The following is a 15,490-nucleotide window of genomic DNA, read 5'->3' on the forward strand; positions in this document are numbered from 1 at the left end:
TTGATGATATGGTGCACGGATGGGGATGTCTGAGCAGCGAAAAATCTATGAAGTCGCCCGTTTTGTTTTGGATGGTGCGGATCAAGATCGCCTGTGTACACGCCTAGAGATAGACGAAGCGTATGCATTGGCCGGGTGGCGCGCAGTGGCGTCTGAACTCGGCGAGCACTTAGGGGAGGCGGTCGACGTCGAGACCTTTACCGTCCCACCTCTATTCCAAGATCGCTTGCATGAGTGTCTGGTCTATTTGCTCAATCGGATTGAGGCGGAAAAGCAGCGGGAAGTGTTGGGCGATGGCACACGACCCCAACGCGAACCGCTACCTGAATCAGAGAATACAGAAGAGGCAGCCGGTGACCTGAGCGTAGACACGAACACAGACGAGACAGCAGACGCGGATGTGACCGGTCAAGACGCTGCGGCCGGTCATGCGTCAACATCAACCGCGCGGCAAGGGAGTGATGGACCGATGCGGGTCAGTACGGTGTTAGACGATATGACCTTATCTGAAGACACGGATCACTCGGCGGTCGACAATCCTCGCTGAAGGCGATATTTTCACGCTCACAGCGTAAAAAAAACGCAAAAAACAGCAATGACAACCCTAATTCGCTTGATGGGTGAGTTTTACGTTGGTGATGCGCCGATAGAACACACCCTAAAGGGCAAAAAGAACCAAGCCATCGTGGCCTACCTCGCCTACCACTTAGGGGAGCCTATGGATCGCGATATCTTGGCGAATTTGTTGTGGAGCGGGGACGAATTGAGCGCCGCCCGGGCGAGCTTACGGCAAGCCCTCGCGACCATTCGTCGTGCGTTGCCAGAAGGGGTGCTCAAATCTCAAGGACGCCTCCCCTATTTAGATGCTGAAATGGTTGCGGTGGATGTGCAGTTGGGGACTTCGCTCGCCGCGTCACGGAATGAGGTCATTCGCGGACCTTGGTTGGAGGGCTTTTCGGTGAATGCGCCCGCATTTGAAGCGTGGATGACGACGGAACGTGCCCAGGTGCACGCCGACCTGATTGCTCGCCTGTGTGCGCAGGCCGACCAACAAAAGCAAGACGGTCACGCGGACGGGGCGATCGACACGCTTCAGTGTGCGCTACGACTCGACGATACATCCGAACAGTTGTATCGAGAGTTGGTGGCACTACATCGCCAGGCGGGTGACCCGGTGCAAGCCATGCGGGTTTTTCGCCAAGCACAAACGATTCTCGGCACAAAATTATCCGTGGAGCCCTCCCCCGCCTTGAATGAACTCGTTAAAGACTTAGATGTGGGCCTTACGAGTCTGCCTACACATCAGAGTTCTGGCTTCAGCCGCAAAGCGGTGCTGCCTGCCATTGGTGTACTCCCCTTTGCGAATTTGTCAGCCGCGAGCGACGATGATGTCCTGGCGGATGGCATGACGGATGAGTTGATCAACTTGCTGAGTCAAAGCGCCAGTTGGCGCGTGGCCTCTCGGCATTCCAGTGTGGCCTTAAAAACCACGTTGATGGATGTGAAAGAAGTGGGTCAGGCGTTGGGTGTGAACTATGTGGTGGAAGGCTCCATTCGACGACTGAAAGATATGCTCAGGGTGTCGGTCCGATTGGTTGGGGTCGATGATGGACTCAACTTGTGGTCGCAGAAATACGAGCGGGCGCTGGCGGATATCTTTGAGGTTCAAGACGAAGTAGCCGAGGCGATCTCTCAAGCGATTAAGAATCGCTTGGGGTTTGCCGAGCGTGAGCGGATACGTCACACCCCACCCAGTCAACTGGATGCGTGGAGTTTGTTGGTCAAAGCCCAGCAGGTGATCGTCGTGGATCGCGAATCACGCGACTTACAGCGCTCGTTAGTCATGGACGCCTTAGCTGTGGACCCAGACTATCCGCGGGCCCATGCATTCTTAGCGATGGTTCTGTTTGTCGGTGTGGGGCGAGGCTATGCTGCGGAGCCCAAGGCTGATTTTGCTCTGGGGCTCAAGCATGCGGACATTGCCTTGGCCGGCAGCCCTTTTGATGTGGTTGTGTTGCGTAACTGCGCTGGCGGATATGCCGCCGTGGGCAAGTCTGAGATGGCGCGTAAAATTGTCATGCGGGTGTATGACATGACGCGGGTGCCTGACACGTTGTTGGTCAGTGTGCTAATGTGGCATGGTGAATTGGATCAGGCGATCCAACACTGTCAGACCATCGTGGATGGGCTGGATCCAGAGCTGTCGACGGGTCCGGGTGAACTGCGACCCAGGGCGCTCTTGGGCAACCTACATATGTTGCAGGGGCGCTATGAAGAAGCGCTGACTTACGCCGAGCGGGATTTGGCAGAAAACCCCACCAATTATTTCGCGCACGTCAATATCGCAAACGTGTTGGGATTTCTCGGTGAAAATGAAACCGCACAAAAGGCCTGGTCAGATGCCCAATCGTTGGTCCCGGAGCTCACACTCGAGGCGTTTCATCGAGGCTACCAAGAGGTGTGCACCGAATCCTCGGTAGCCGATGGGTTTGTGAATGGGTTGATGGCTGCTGGGATACGATAGACACACACCCGACGTTCGTGGTTTGTACACGCGTTGTCGATCACGACCAATCGATCTCGAGCAACTGGCTCAAGAGATCTGAATCATCCGGATAACAATAAAATGGTATGACCGTTTGTGTCGTTGCCTTACACGCTCGATAGCGGTGATGCCCCCCGACAAATGAGATTTCACCGGATCTGTTAGGCGTAATCACGATGGGGGACATGGCCTGCCCTGCAGCGACGTGTGCGATGACGCGAGCCAACTTGTGCGCATTGCCAGTAGTCCAAAGTTCGGTGGCAATATCGGTGTAACAGAAAGAGGATAACAGTGGATCGAGATGTTCAAGCAATACGAACCCAAGCTTGAGCTCGGTCAAACTATGCAACCATTCTTTCCTTGCTTTAAAAGGATCGTCGCTCGGTAGAAAAGTTGGTGGATCGAAGGAAAACTCCCGTCCTTCGATGGATAAATCCCATTTGAATTCAAGGCTGGGCCATTGGCTGATTGGCTCGAAAATGATTTCTTCAATCGCCGCGGAGAGTGATTCGTTGAGTGCCTGTCTGGCTAGATGTTCATCTAAGTCGAGTCCGGCGCCCCGTGCTGATATTTCGTCTAAGGGATTAACAGGACACATTGAGGACCTATAACGTGATTCGCCAATGATATTTGATCATTCCGTAACACGCTCACCGGCAGCTATCGGCCACAAACGGACATCTATTCTACGAGTTCTATCAGTTGAATTAGGTTTCCGCATGTATCGTCGAAGACGGCCATGATAGCTCCACCTGCTTTGACGGGCGGCTGAATAAATGAAACATCAAGGGACTCCAACCGCCTAACTTCGGCTTCGATGTCGTCCACTTGGAATGCGCTGATTGGGATACCATCGGCAACTAGAGCTTCCTTGTATGCAATGGTCGCAGGATGGACACTCGGCTCCAAGCCTAGCTCTACGCCATCAGGCTCTTCTGGCGATGTGACGGTTAACCACCGGTGCTCTCCAAGGGGAATATCATGTTTGACGTTGAAGCCAAGCTTCTCCGTGTAAAACGCTAGTCCTACTGCTTGATCATTTACGGGGATGTTCTTCATGTACATTTTCATTTTGTGTCTCCTTCAAAGAATGGTTCGAGCCAAGGACTGATCGCACCTGTCAGTACGGACGCCGCAAAAGAATGAATTTTCGTGCGTCCTCGCCAAGCTGTTTGTATGAGTTCTGCTTGTTCCAGAGTGGTCAGGTGGCGCGTAATAGCCTGCCTAGTTAGGGTCACTTCATGTTCTTCGAAAAGACGAGCACAGAGTTCGAACAACGTTTGATCGTTGCGCTTCCTGAGTTCATCTAGGATCAACAAACGAGTGTCATCGCCAAGAGCGCGGAACACTTTACTGAGGTGAGGATCAATTGGAATGCTCATAACTCATTATGCAACATTGTTGTTGCATATCAAGGTGAACTTTTTTTAAAAACGTCTGCCAAGGGTCGTTTACAGCGTTTCGGCGATTCGCATTCAGAAAGTGAGCCCTTCATTAAGTGCCGTTTGTAGACTAAGGGTCTAACGACAAAACTAAGTCGTGGGTAGCTTGTCTGTTGTTTCCGTCAAGGATCAACGCCAAAGGCGCACGTTCCGCTCAGACGGTGGCGGGTGTTTTGCAGGCGATCCGTTGGCTACGGTAAAGCCTCTAATGGGTGCCCACGTTGGCTTACGATTTAGATGATCTGAAAAAGGATCGGGTCACCGAAGTGACCCGATAAGAACGAGGCGCGATCCGATCGCGCTCAACAGTTGCGTGAGGCGTGCGCAGAGGCAGGCCCGTCGCTAAAACGGAATATCGTCTTCCATGTCAGCGGCAACGGGAGGGGATTCGCTTACCGGTTCGTCACTGGCATCAGCGTTGCGGGGTTTACCGTCGAGCATTTGCAACTCGTTGGCATACACCTGCGTGCGAAATCGTTTGATGCCATCTTGTTCCCAAGAGGACGTGCGGTTCGCACCTTCAATGTACACCCGCGAGCCTTTGCTCAAATACTCACCAGCAATTTCCGCCAGCTTGTCGAACATGACCACTTGATGCCATTCGACTCGTTCTTTGAGGTCACCGGTTTGTGCATCACGCCAGCGGTCGCTGGTGGCGATGGACAGTTGAGTGACCGGTTTACCGGCGCCTGTGTAACGGGTCTCTGGGTCGCCCCCGAGGTTACCGATTAAGGTGACTTTGTTGATTCCTCTGTTCGTCATTTTCAATTCTCCTAAGCAGGATGAAGGAAAACACCGGCCCCAAGGGGACGAAGTTCCCCATTGGGTAGATGGACGCCTGTTGCCAGGTAGATGGTCAGTCTATGTCCGTTTGACCATGCCGATGTTATCGACGTGCCTATATGTTGCGTAAACAACGATGCTGACAATCAGCGGTATAAGCCCGGTCGAGTATAGGTTTGGTACACCGCGCACCTAGCGAATTCGTAGAAACCGTGTGATTGGGTTTGGACGATTTTGAGGGGTGCTGCCGACGAGACTGGTGCTCAGTAGCAGTCATAAAGCCGCCCTACCCTATATTAAGGTACTGTCTCGGGGCGGAAACGGTCCCTTAAGGTTGAGACGTTTTTGGTTCGAAGTCGCAAATGTAGGCGGCCGCCCGTGAGGCCAGTGAGGCTGCACGGGAGAGTGCAGTGGGATCTGCGGTGAGACAGTGGAGCCAGCTGGCCAGATAACCGGCGTGATCTTCGCGTGGCGTCAATGTGATATCGAGATCGGCGCATAAGAACGCCGCGCCCAGCTCTGCGACGAGTTCTTCGATGGCGTAGCTGGTGATGTCACGATCGCACCGATGTGCTGCACCGGTCCAGTGTACGAATTCATGTAACTTCACCGCGTAGTAGCTCTCTTGGTCGAAAAAGCGCGTCTGTTCGGGCATGACGATGAGGTCCTGCGTGCGGTTGTAGAAGGCTCGGTCACCTCGATGTTCGACCTGGGCTTGGGTTTCATTCAGTAGAGATTCAACGCGGTCAATTGGGGTAAATGAGGTTGCTGTGGGGGCTTGGGGGAGCGTGTATCCCTCGACTTGTTCAGCGGCAAAGACACGACTGGTTCGGGCAATCATGAAGCGGTCGCGTTCTTCCGCGTCTTCAGTGGATGCGCGTTCGATGGGTTTATAGAAGAGGATCGGTACGCCACTTTCACCCCGCTGGACTTGGGCGCCGAGGGTTTGCCACTGTTTATAGGTTGCCCACTGGCCACTGCTGTAACCGAATTCATCGGCCGCCGCCCACAAGGTGAGGACGTTGATGCCACTATATCGGGCGTGGGTGTGTGCGTTGATGGGACGGTGTGAGACGCCATCTCGATACCAGGGGCAGTCCGCCAGTGTTGCACCGGCTTCGATCAGTGCGATGAGGTGTTGTGTGATTCGGCTATGACTTGGGTGTGAAGGGGCAGACATCAGATCCTCTCGGGCAGTTGTTGATGGCCATCCCAAGGGCTCGGGATGAGAGCCGGTCAGGGCGATTGCGCGGGCCGGGAGTTGGGGGCCCCCGACGGACTACACGAGCCTTGACGGGTGAGCAGACCGGGTCACGGTGTTGGACAGCAAGATTCAACGGCCGAAGGAACGTCGACCCCGAGGTTCACGCCTACTGCTTCGACGAAGATCACGACAACCGGGACGACGAGGCTGTCCTCACTGACGACTTAAGACGCAACGCGTGGCGCTGTCAGGGTCGACCTGCATCACATCGTTTTGGTCGACAAGAGGCGACAAGACGCACGACGAAGGGTTGCGAAAATACGTGGATTTATGTCGTATAAGTGGTCGTTAGGCGGCGACGAACTGCACGACGAAAGATCATAAGTAACTGTTTTTAATAGATATTTCCTTCGATATTTGCGTGTAAACGGCTTGCAGAAATAGTAGGATTTTGTCAGGATCCGCGATGAGCCAGTACCCTGGATGATGGTGTATGGATAAAGCCGCTGCAATACGCGCACAAGCCAAAGGTGAATTGGTGTATTGCGAGGCCGTGCCAGCGGTCATGTCTCATGGCTGGAATCTCCAGGTGGTCTATGAGGATGGCCGACGTGAACTCATCTTGGGGGCACGTGACGTTAAACCAAAATGGTTTGGCGATGCGATGACCATGTTGCGATTCGTACAATCACTGGGTTTTGACAACGTCAAAGTCCACGTGACGGGAGAGACGGTTGTGCCCCAGCGGCGCAAAGCGTCTTAGGTGTAACCAGGTTAATCGTCGAAGAAGGAGGTATGGCGAGCCAGATTGTATTGAAGCCCTGATTTTTCAGGATCCAAAAATGCGAACACCGCGTGTAGCGACGCGGTGTTCAGGGATCACCGAAGCGACCCTAGATTAGCAAGGCCGGTAAGCACTGCTTTATCTGAGCTAATGCTAGAGGACGGACACCTATTCTGCAAGCGTGGTAGCGCACATTTGCCTGGTGTTCTATTGCCTGTGATCCCCTGTACCAGAGGGGAACATCCATGACGGATATCACCATTGGGGACCCAACGCGTCCCTCCGGACTGCGCGGCATGTCGAGTGTGGCGCAACTCATGTCAGTCCAGGCTGACACTTTTGATGGCATCGGCGGTACGCGCAAAGGCGCGCTCTTGGCGACGTTTAAACAAGCCGCTCCAGCATTGGGGTTATCCGACAATGCCATGTTGTTGATCGATCAACTCATGGCCTTTTCTAAAGAGTGCGATTGGGAAGAAGGGCGGCGGCCGATCGTATGGCCGTCAAATGATTTCCTGCAAGATGCGCTGGGTAAAAGCCTGAGGAGCATTCAGTACGCGCGACGTGAATTGGAAGATGCGGGTGTTGTGGTCATGCGAGACAGCCCACAGGGGCGTCGCTATGGTCATCGTGGACCCGATGGTCACATTAAGGTGGCTTACGGCTTCGATCTATCTCCGCTCGCGCTACGACAAGGGGAATGGCAGGGTGTGGCAGACGACATCAAACAAGTGCGGCGGGAGCGACAAGCGCTTAAACGGCGTCGTACGATCGCGCTCAAAGCCACGCGCCAGATTATCGCAACCGCCTTAGAGATTGGCTTAGATGTGGCGGAGTGGACGCGTATGGGCGAGCAGAATGAACGCTTGATCGCAGGTACGCACCGGCAGCGGGATTTGTCGTTGTTACGCCCTCTGGTTGACCGTCTTGAACACCTAAAGGCAGATGCGGAGGCGTACTTTCTCGAGCAAGTGGCAGCACTCGATCATTTAGATGATGAACAAGAACATGCATCTCAGGGTGCAGAAGATTGCACCCTTAATACAACTACAACCGATCTTAAATCTAATGAATTAGATACCGTAGATTCTCGTAAAGAAGTTAACCAAATAAGTGGTAGCGAGGTGGAACCAGCGAGTAGTAGCTCCCCTCCTCCCGACGCCATCACGGATACGGTGGAGGACACCTTGGTGAAATACCAAATCAAACCGCAAATGGTGATCGGTTTATCCGAGTGGATGAATGAGCTCGGGCCTAAGGATCGGGCGGCGACGTGGGATGACGTCGTCCATGCCGGAACCCGGCTGAGGAAATTGACGGGTATTTCCGATGATGCTTGGCGCGATGCGGTGGACACTATCGGTGTGGCCGCGGCTTCAACAGCGGTCGCCATTGTCATGGCCAAACGCAGCGAGATTAAGAAACCCGGTGGTTATTTCCGTGGCATGGTGGAGAAAGCCAAAGTGGGTCAGTTGAATCTGGGTCCGACTGTTTATGGTCTGCTGGATAAGGACCGTTTAGGGGGCCAACCGGGTGAGGTGACGGTGTAGACTGACGTGGCTTTATTGAGCGGGACATCCTGCATCGCTGCCCTGGCAGCATTTAAGGCACCGCTGATTTATCAGCATATCGGTACAACGGACATTGGGTCTTGCCGAGCCCTCCTGGAAACAGGGTCCACTTGTCTAACCCCGCTGGGATTCATACTCCCAGTGGGGGTTGTGATTACTCAGCGGTTTCACCGAAAGGAGCAAACCATGAGTAATCTAGAAGACTTTGTTGCCGTCCAATGGACGTGCAGAACGATTGTGAGTTCGGACGTGGACTTGCAGATTCGCAGCATGGGGGGTCAAGTCGATCACCCAACGCTCCTCCAGCGTGCTGCAGAAGCAGTCGCGTCCTGTGCGCGCTATGAGCGTGACTTGAATCAAGTTGAGTTTTCGGCAACGTTCGAAAACTCGATGGGTCGCGAGGCGATTGGGTTGTGTGTTCGTTTCGATCTCACGCCAACGCCGCTGGTGGTCCTCTCACTCGGTCATGCCACAGAAGCAGCGTCGCCGTTGAGTGCTGGCGATTGTGTCGGGGATGGTCATCGAACGATGGTCATTAAATCTCAGGCGGTGCGGCATGAGCACGCATAAACCCACAAGCCGTGCCCGCTCGCTTAAACAACGAGCCGCATGGCTTGCCAATCGAAAGCTGGTGGCGGAGATCAAGCAGATCGAAGCTGAAACGGCGTTGATGCGAAAGCGTTATCGATTGGAGGTGGCTAAGGTCATGATTGCGGTGGGCGGATTATCCGCCACCGTGGTCACGGTCCTTAACGCACTCTTGGGTCCGTAAGGAGCAGATGAATGGATCGACACATCAAAGATGGAGGCTGGTTGGCGGATCTGACGTTTTATTCGGGCCTCGTTACCGGTTCACTGGTGATTGGGCTCGTTTTTTACGGTCTGTTTCAATTGGGGCTATCAACATAGTCGTTCGGAGGGGGTCTCTTTTCGGAGAGGCGCCCTCCCCTCCCCTTTTTTTGACAGTATTGGGCGCTCGTCAGTGGTGATTCCACCCCTTAATAATATAGTTAGTTTTATAACAAGAAAACAAACGCAGCCGCAGAGGAGGCCAGTCAGATAAAAATCGACCGACAAAAACCATTTTTGGGAGTCAAAATACAAAAAAACCAAAAAATGTAGACTTCGGCGAAAAAATGGTATATTTATGGCCGCACGGAAACGATGACAGGATGGGGCCATGGCCGAATCTACGGAGTTTCATGACGAACCCGTAATTGACAATGCAGTGTACCAGCAAAATGGGGTGGGTTTAGACGAACTCAATGACCTGGTCGATCGCTGTCAAGATACCCTCAGTGCCCTACGTTCTTTGGGCATGACCCCCAACAGCGAAAAGCGCCTCATGAAGCACTATCGTGCGCGCAAAGTGGCCGAAATGGTGGGCTTTTCGCGCACCAAGATCACCAAAGCCATCGATGATTTAGGATTGGAGCAAGACCTCGACCCGGAAACACATCGTCCGCTCGGTTACACCTTAACGCAGGTGAACCAAATCCGTGATGCGCTGGATGCACGTCCCGGTCGGCGGGTAGACGAAGCCCCTGTACGGCTGGCCGTGCAATCGTTTAAGGGTGGGGTGGCGAAGTCGGTGACCACGGTCTATATCGCTCAGTATCTGGCTGAAAAGGGCTATCGGGTGCTGGTGGTGGATTGTGACCCCCAGGCCTCTGCCACACAATCTTTTGGCTATGTGCCGGATCATGAGTTTTCCGAGCGGCATACGCTCTCCCCTGCCCTGCATGGCGAGGAAGACTCCCTGGACTATGCCATCATTCCGACCTACTTCGATGGCATCGACTTGGTGCCCAGTTGTTTGGCGCTAAATGAAGTGGATTTTGCGATCTATGATGCTGTCGCGCGGGCAGACACAGCCGAGCGCGACGCGTTTTATCATTTGGTCGAAGATGCCATCGTCACGGTCCAAGATCGATACGATGTGGTCTTGATGGACAGTGCTCCGAATCTGAGCATGATGTCGATTAACATTTTAGTGGCCGCCAACGCGGTGGTGGTCCCTGCCCCACCGGCCATCTACGATTTCTCCTCCACGAGCCAATACCTGCAGATGGTCTCAAAAGTGATGACCGGGATCGCGCCCGGGAAACGCTATGAATTTCTGAAGGTGATGCCGTCTAAGGTGGATCGCACCAAATCCAAGATGCTCGACTTTCTGAATATCATGCAGGACAAATTTGGCAATTTCTTGCTGGCTAAGCCCTTCTTGTACGCCAGTGCCATTCCGGATACCGCGTCGTATTTTCAGACCGTGTTTGATCAGTCGAAACCGGATTCACGTGTCCTCGGCATGCTCAACGCGGTGTTGGGTGAGATTGAGGTGGAAATTTGCAAGACCTGGCCCAGTCGGCACGAGTCGTTACGTGAGCGGGGAGTACTGCTATGAGTCCATCGCTGAGTGAGCGCCTCGCCGAACAAGAATCGAAAGCCAAAGAAAAGCCCGCTGAGACCCGCGCATCAATTGCCATCCCCACCGTGGATGTGGCCACGCATGGCACGCAATTGGGGGTCATGAAAACGCATAAGTACACAGAATTCGACGTGGCGCGATTGCGTCAGTGGAAATACCACAACCGGTCAGCCGGGTGGTTAGAACGTGATGAGCAACGCATGCTGGAAGCCTCGATCAAAAAACATGGGCAACACACGCTTGGCTTAGTGCGTCGCGTAGACGGCGAGGCGGGCATTGATGGCGAAATCATCTTTGGCTACCGACGTTCACAAGCCTGCTTGGCGAACGGTCTCCAGTTCAAGGCTAAAGTGGTCCCAGCGGATACACCCGATATTGAGTGCATGGAACTCATGCACACGGAAAACGCAGAGTCTGAAGATGTCAGCGAGCTCGAAAACGCGGTGATTTACGCGCGCTTACTGAAAGATGGGGTGTATCGGAGTCAACGAGACCTGGCCGCCTCCCTGAACGTCTCCCAGCCGTATATCAATCGTTTGATGAGCACCACAGCCATCTTTGACTATGACTGGCTCACGCCCGTTGTGATGCCGCTCCTACCGGATGTCAGCGTCCGCACGGCCAGCGCGTTAGCCGCTGGGTTAAAAGATCCGCAGACGCAGCGCTCCATGCGTGAGGCAGCGAGGCGAATCGTCCAAGACGGCGTTGAGGTGACTGCAGGCACCTTGCAGCGTGAACTGATTCCACCGACCAAGGGTCGAAGACAACGTAAGAAACAAAAAGATGTCTTGAGGAAAGTAGGGCGCAACAACGTCGTTTTGTTAGAACACGACGATGCGGGTAACGTGTCACTGACCGTGAAACCGTACGAGCAATCTGCGGACGAACGTACGCAATTGCTTACAGACATCATGAAGGCATTGGATCAACATATTAAAAAATAGGGACATCAATAGGGGGAGCTCGGAGAGGATCACATCCGAGATGGATAATGAGCTGGTGGGGGAGCCAACAAGACACTGAGATCGATCGGGCTCGCCCTGAGCACGACCCTCTGCATGATGTGTGGAAACTGACCGCACTCCCCCGATCGGAATTTGATTCGACTTACGTAGATTTATGGACTCGAACTACGAGTGTCGTCGACCGCGATCCCGCGGTTGATACCGAGACATTCAATACCGAATTAATGACTTCGACGCGTGCAACCATGCGTGTTCGTCAAAGCCAGATCCTTCCCCGACGTATTGCTACCGAAGAAGCCACCCGATTGTCCGAATTAATGACGTTCGTCGTGGCCTTCGCCTTGGTGTTGTATCGTGTGCGCGACATGGATTCGGTGGGTAAACCGCTGCTGGATTGGGGCTTGGACACCCTACTCTGTGACACGTCGTGCCGGTGGATTCTGGATGAACCGGTGGCCTATGAAGAACTACAGCGATTTTGTGACGGTGATGGGGACAGTGAGATCAGGGCACTGATCGAGCTGGCAGAGTCACGTCTGAGCACGTTACGAGCACCGGCGCCCGTGGCGGCGGCTTCTGCAGTGAAACCCAATCAGATGCCGGTGAACGCGCGCAAAGCCAAAGGCTGGCGCTTTGTCGCGTGGCTGCGGGCTGAGCTCGAAGCGGGGCACTTAACCGTGAATGAACCGAGCAGCCTGGTGCACACGTTACCCGGTGGAGAGGCGTTTCTGGTCGTACCGGTCCTGTTCGAGCAGTTTGCGCAGATCGAAGGTGAACCAGCGAAACGAATCCAAAACCAAGTGGCGCGGCTGGGGCTCCATCGCGTGGTCGAGGGCCACAACTTATTTACAGCGAATCTAAACGGTAAAACCGTTCGAGGGTTGATTTTAGGGACCGGTGCGGGGCTATGGACACACGTCCCTGCCCCAAACCATGTATTGCGTATGCGAGGGTCATGCGCAAGCTAGGGAGGTAATAATGGCGGATGGTGCGGATTTTCAACTCGACACCCTACTTTTTCTGAATCGATGTGTGCGCAATGGCCGTACGGATATCCTCGAAGATCTGGGGGTGGATGTCGAAACCATGCGATTAATCCATCAAATACCTGCACAAGGCATGGCATCGCCTAGGCGCATGCCGAAAATCGTTCGGAGTCTAGACATCGATCTTGACGCGCTCACGGAATTTAGTCGACAAGCGTGTTTGTTTCAGCAAGCGGAAGAGGTCATAGCGCGTTTATTGCAAGCCGGTGCAACCCAAAGATTGCTGAACCATTTTTTGGTTTGACCAAGCAAGATGTGTCCAATCGTCGCAAGTTGCTCAATATTGAATCGACCGTGGGTCGCCCAGCCATTCGACAGTCCACGTGTCGCCCTGATCAAGACCTGGTGTTGTTGGATCTGGTGGGTCAGCATATGCGCGTACACCCGCTGGATGAACGTCAGAGCGCACTGCACCAATGTGAAGCGTTACTGCGCACAGCGGAATACACGGATCTGTCGGTGGCGGTGGTTTGGGAAACGGTAGAGCAGGCGATTGTGCGTGGTGAATTCGCGTGGGACGGATAGAGGTCTGAGCCACCCCATACCGTCTTTTCGGACTCTGATAACCATGGTTATCAAGATGAAGCGGGCCGGTCGCTGGGGTTTGATAACCGTGGTAATCAAACTGGCAAACCTGGTGTCTCTACCCCCTTCATCCCGGATTTGATAACCATGGTTATCAGAAGCTTTTCAGGCTTAGGAGCTGCACCTTATTCTAATCCTCAGCTGCCGCACCCTAGATATCACTCATGCGCCGTGTCTGCGAATACTCCAGGAATTAATTGGAGCAAGTTCTCCTGTTTGGGCGCCTGCCCAAGGTACCTACGGATTTGCAGATACTTTACCAAGGGAGCCAGGATTTTATGCAACGCGCGCGTGCGATCTTGATACCCACGGATATCAAGCGTGCCAGATAGTCGATGCCCGAGGCTGGAGCGAGGGCCATTGTGACCTGTTGTGCGTCGCCATGCTGAGCAATTCCGGTGCTTTTGATAACCATGGTTATCAAAGAAAATAAGATCGCTTTACGATCGCCTGTCACTGCGTTCGCGTAGCGAAAATAAGTAGTGACAGGCGGGCATCCGCCTGTAAATAAAAGGCTATCAGCTATTTCTTAGAGTGATCGTTAGGTGACACCCAAAAAGCAATGTGCTAGGCTCGCGACCGCTGACTGCTGCTGATAGCTGCCTTTCGCGCGCAATTTGCGCGCGGGCAATGGGAGAGCGTCCATTGAGCTGACTCGACAGCATGAGGCGCAGAGCGGTGCGTCGTAGGTCTGACCTACATCGGGATCACTCCCATTGCATCCATGCTCTGCATGTCCGATCACGGTTGGGCGGCAGTTGTGAATCTGCCCATGGGGTTGAGTGCCTCATGGGCGCTCAACGTGCATTCATCTGGCGTTGAGAAAGGAGCAACAAATGCCACGTCGTCAGGCGTAACTGACATTGCACGTCACCGTGCACGTTCCGCCAAACCCTAGGGTGTTGGCTGACAAAGCAACGACCGCTACCCACAGGATATGTCGTTGTTGCCGGAAGACCGGCGACATAAAACGCTGTAGCCGTAACGTGCCTTCGGGGACGGGTTCGACAAGCTTGCTTGCGAATCGGCTATAAACACTGACCGCAGTTATGCCCACAGATGACTCCGGCCAACAACGGAACGAACAGGTGAACGGAGTGCCTTCGACGACGACAGGACGACGAAGGTGGACCAATGCACAGACAGACCCGAACGATTGTTCGGGTGCGGTGAATGTTCATGCGAGCATTGAATTTTGAGTTGATGAAACTCAACCAAAAGAACCGGGATGGGTCGTATGCCACGCGCGACGCCCGCAGTCGTATTTTGGCGCAGGCCGCCAATGAACTGCATGATCTTGGTTATCGTGGTCTCAAAGCGCGCGGTTTGAAGAGCAAACATGTCGAAGCATTGGTGCGGCAGTGGCAAGAGCAAGAGCTCTCCATTGGCACCATCAAGAACCGGATGGCGCACATTCGATGGTGGGCAGAGAAGGTGGGCAAACCGGGTGTGGTCCGAAAGGACAACGAAGCGTACGGTATTATGAAGCGCACTTACGTCACCAATGACGACAAAAGTCGGCGTTTGGGCGCGATCGTCCACCAGGTTCGCGACCCCTATGTGGCGATGTCATTGCGCCTTCAAGAAGCGTTCGGGTTTCGTCGAGAAGAAGCCATCAAGTTTCAGCCGACCTATGCCGATCGAGGCAATGTGGTGTGTCTGAAGGAAACCTGGACAAAAGGCGGTAAGGCGCGTGACGTCCCTGTGGTCAATGCACAACAGCGTACAGTCTTGGACGAAGCCCGCTTGTTGGCCGGGCGAGGCTCGCTCATTGCGCCAGATCGAACCTATGTGCAGCAGCTGCGGATCTACGAAGCCAACACCAGTGCGGTGGGGTTGAGCCGCATGCATGGTTTACGTCATGCCTATGCACAAGACCGGTACCAAACCCTGACCGGGTGGTCGTGTCCGGCCGTTGGCGGACCGCGCCGTCGCACATTGGCGGGTCCGATGGTGGACGAAGATCGCCAAGCCCGTTTACAAATCTCTCGAGAGCTTGGCCATGAGCGCTTAGAAGTGGTGGCCGTGTATTTAGGCAGCTGAAGGGCGCCGGGGCGACAGATGAGGCGGTGCGCGGTAGAATACGTGTCACGTGACACATATTTAGACAATGCCAGAGCCCCAAGTACAAAAGATG

General features: G+C 54.0%; 17 protein-coding genes. 12 read left to right on the plus strand and 5 right to left on the minus strand.

From position 1 onward, the window contains the following. The first annotated feature begins 25 nt into the window (after positions 1–25). Both ACMZ66_RS00260 and ACMZ66_RS00265 read left to right on the plus strand, forming a co-directional pair. Positions 26–547, plus strand: a complete 522-nt coding sequence (locus tag ACMZ66_RS00260; RefSeq protein WP_416933341.1) for a hypothetical protein — start codon at positions 26–28, stop codon at positions 545–547. A gap of 48 nt (positions 548–595) precedes the next feature. Further along, positions 596–2,524, plus strand: a complete 1,929-nt coding sequence (locus tag ACMZ66_RS00265) for a BTAD domain-containing putative transcriptional regulator (protein ID WP_416933343.1) — start codon at positions 596–598, stop codon at positions 2,522–2,524. Positions 2,525–2,564: 40 nt separating this feature from the next. On the opposite strand, the gene ACMZ66_RS00270 is transcribed toward ACMZ66_RS00265, so the two are convergent. From ACMZ66_RS00270 to ACMZ66_RS00290, 5 genes are all read right to left on the minus strand, one after another. Beyond that, the gene (locus ACMZ66_RS00270) at positions 2,565–3,143 is read right to left on the minus strand and encodes a ParB N-terminal domain-containing protein (RefSeq protein WP_416933345.1); all 579 of its coding nucleotides are present in this window, start codon (positions 3,141–3,143) and stop codon (positions 2,565–2,567) included. 83 nt (positions 3,144–3,226) lie between these two features. Beyond that, complete coding sequence (locus tag ACMZ66_RS00275) at positions 3,227–3,616, minus strand: VOC family protein (RefSeq protein ID WP_416933347.1); 390 nt, start codon at positions 3,614–3,616, stop codon at positions 3,227–3,229. After that, a complete protein-coding gene (locus tag ACMZ66_RS00280; RefSeq protein ID WP_416933349.1) occupies positions 3,613–3,927 on the minus strand; it encodes an ArsR/SmtB family transcription factor in 315 nt (104 codons plus the stop codon). Before ACMZ66_RS00280 ends, ACMZ66_RS00275 begins: the two co-directional genes overlap by 4 nt. Positions 3,928–4,329: 402 nt before the next feature. Next, positions 4,330–4,749 (minus strand): single-stranded DNA-binding protein, encoded by a 420-nt coding sequence (gene ssb, locus ACMZ66_RS00285; protein ID WP_416933351.1) that lies wholly within the window; start codon positions 4,747–4,749, stop codon positions 4,330–4,332. 349 nt (positions 4,750–5,098) lie between these two features. Further along, the gene (locus ACMZ66_RS00290; protein ID WP_416933353.1) at positions 5,099–5,950 is read right to left on the minus strand and encodes an ArdC family protein; all 852 of its coding nucleotides are present in this window, start codon (positions 5,948–5,950) and stop codon (positions 5,099–5,101) included. A 517-nt stretch (positions 5,951–6,467) separates the two neighbouring features. On the opposite strand from ACMZ66_RS00290, the gene ACMZ66_RS00295 reads away from it, so the two are divergent. From ACMZ66_RS00295 to ACMZ66_RS00340, 10 genes are all read left to right on the plus strand, one after another. Next, on the plus strand, positions 6,468–6,737 hold the full coding sequence (locus ACMZ66_RS00295) for a hypothetical protein (RefSeq protein ID WP_416933355.1): 270 nt from the start codon (positions 6,468–6,470) through the stop codon (positions 6,735–6,737). A 266-nt stretch (positions 6,738–7,003) separates the two neighbouring features. After that, positions 7,004–8,308 (plus strand): plasmid replication protein RepC, encoded by a 1,305-nt coding sequence (gene repC, locus ACMZ66_RS00300; RefSeq protein WP_416933357.1) that lies wholly within the window; start codon positions 7,004–7,006, stop codon positions 8,306–8,308. Positions 8,309–8,515: 207 nt separating this feature from the next. Beyond that, a complete protein-coding gene (locus tag ACMZ66_RS00305; RefSeq protein WP_416933358.1) occupies positions 8,516–8,899 on the plus strand; it encodes a hypothetical protein in 384 nt (127 codons plus the stop codon). After that, a complete protein-coding gene (locus ACMZ66_RS00310; protein ID WP_416933360.1) occupies positions 8,886–9,101 on the plus strand; it encodes a hypothetical protein in 216 nt (71 codons plus the stop codon). The genes ACMZ66_RS00305 and ACMZ66_RS00310 overlap by 14 nt, the downstream gene beginning before the upstream one ends. 408 nt (positions 9,102–9,509) lie before the next feature. After that, positions 9,510–10,733, plus strand: coding sequence for an AAA family ATPase (locus ACMZ66_RS00315; protein WP_416933362.1), 1,224 nt, complete (start codon positions 9,510–9,512; stop codon positions 10,731–10,733). Continuing rightward, complete coding sequence (locus tag ACMZ66_RS00320; protein ID WP_416933364.1) at positions 10,730–11,701, plus strand: ParB/RepB/Spo0J family partition protein; 972 nt, start codon at positions 10,730–10,732, stop codon at positions 11,699–11,701. Before ACMZ66_RS00315 ends, ACMZ66_RS00320 begins: the two co-directional genes overlap by 4 nt. 47 nt (positions 11,702–11,748) lie before the next feature. Then, complete coding sequence (locus ACMZ66_RS00325) at positions 11,749–12,690, plus strand: conjugal transfer nickase/helicase domain-containing protein (RefSeq protein ID WP_416933366.1); 942 nt, start codon at positions 11,749–11,751, stop codon at positions 12,688–12,690. 10 nt (positions 12,691–12,700) lie between these two features. Then, complete coding sequence (locus tag ACMZ66_RS00330; RefSeq protein ID WP_416933368.1) at positions 12,701–13,012, plus strand: hypothetical protein; 312 nt, start codon at positions 12,701–12,703, stop codon at positions 13,010–13,012. Further along, complete coding sequence (locus ACMZ66_RS00335) at positions 13,009–13,293, plus strand: hypothetical protein (RefSeq protein ID WP_416933370.1); 285 nt, start codon at positions 13,009–13,011, stop codon at positions 13,291–13,293. Before ACMZ66_RS00330 ends, ACMZ66_RS00335 begins: the two co-directional genes overlap by 4 nt. Positions 13,294–14,532: 1,239 nt before the next feature. Then, positions 14,533–15,396, plus strand: coding sequence for a phage integrase N-terminal domain-containing protein (locus ACMZ66_RS00340; protein ID WP_416933372.1), 864 nt, complete (start codon positions 14,533–14,535; stop codon positions 15,394–15,396). The last annotated feature ends 94 nt before the right edge of the window (positions 15,397–15,490 follow it).

It is taken from the genome of Thalassospira sp. (genome assembly GCF_048059015.1).
GTDB lineage: Bacteria > Pseudomonadota > Alphaproteobacteria > Rhodospirillales > Thalassospiraceae > Thalassospira.

Excerpts from the sequence above, each read along its gene's own strand:
- ACMZ66_RS00260 (WP_416933341.1), top strand. The coding sequence starts at position 26 with ATGTCTGAGCAGCGAAAAATCTATGAAGTCGCCCGTTTTGTTTTGGAT.
- ACMZ66_RS00265 (WP_416933343.1), top strand. The coding sequence starts at position 596 with ATGACAACCCTAATTCGCTTGATGGGTGAGTTTTACGTTGGTGATGCG.
- ACMZ66_RS00270 (WP_416933345.1), bottom strand. The coding sequence starts at position 3,143 with ATGTGTCCTGTTAATCCCTTAGACGAAATATCAGCACGGGGCGCCGGA.
- ACMZ66_RS00275 (WP_416933347.1), bottom strand. The coding sequence starts at position 3,616 with ATGAAAATGTACATGAAGAACATCCCCGTAAATGATCAAGCAGTAGGA.
- ACMZ66_RS00280 (WP_416933349.1), bottom strand. The coding sequence starts at position 3,927 with ATGAGCATTCCAATTGATCCTCACCTCAGTAAAGTGTTCCGCGCTCTT.
- ssb (WP_416933351.1), bottom strand. The coding sequence starts at position 4,749 with ATGACGAACAGAGGAATCAACAAAGTCACCTTAATCGGTAACCTCGGG.
- ACMZ66_RS00290 (WP_416933353.1), bottom strand. The coding sequence starts at position 5,950 with ATGTCTGCCCCTTCACACCCAAGTCATAGCCGAATCACACAACACCTC.
- ACMZ66_RS00295 (WP_416933355.1), top strand. The coding sequence starts at position 6,468 with ATGGATAAAGCCGCTGCAATACGCGCACAAGCCAAAGGTGAATTGGTG.
- repC (WP_416933357.1), top strand. The coding sequence starts at position 7,004 with ATGACGGATATCACCATTGGGGACCCAACGCGTCCCTCCGGACTGCGC.
- ACMZ66_RS00305 (WP_416933358.1), top strand. The coding sequence starts at position 8,516 with ATGAGTAATCTAGAAGACTTTGTTGCCGTCCAATGGACGTGCAGAACG.
- ACMZ66_RS00310 (WP_416933360.1), top strand. The coding sequence starts at position 8,886 with ATGAGCACGCATAAACCCACAAGCCGTGCCCGCTCGCTTAAACAACGA.
- ACMZ66_RS00315 (WP_416933362.1), top strand. The coding sequence starts at position 9,510 with ATGGCCGAATCTACGGAGTTTCATGACGAACCCGTAATTGACAATGCA.
- ACMZ66_RS00320 (WP_416933364.1), top strand. The coding sequence starts at position 10,730 with ATGAGTCCATCGCTGAGTGAGCGCCTCGCCGAACAAGAATCGAAAGCC.
- ACMZ66_RS00325 (WP_416933366.1), top strand. The coding sequence starts at position 11,749 with ATGAGCTGGTGGGGGAGCCAACAAGACACTGAGATCGATCGGGCTCGC.
- ACMZ66_RS00330 (WP_416933368.1), top strand. The coding sequence starts at position 12,701 with ATGGCGGATGGTGCGGATTTTCAACTCGACACCCTACTTTTTCTGAAT.
- ACMZ66_RS00340 (WP_416933372.1), top strand. The coding sequence starts at position 14,533 with ATGCGAGCATTGAATTTTGAGTTGATGAAACTCAACCAAAAGAACCGG.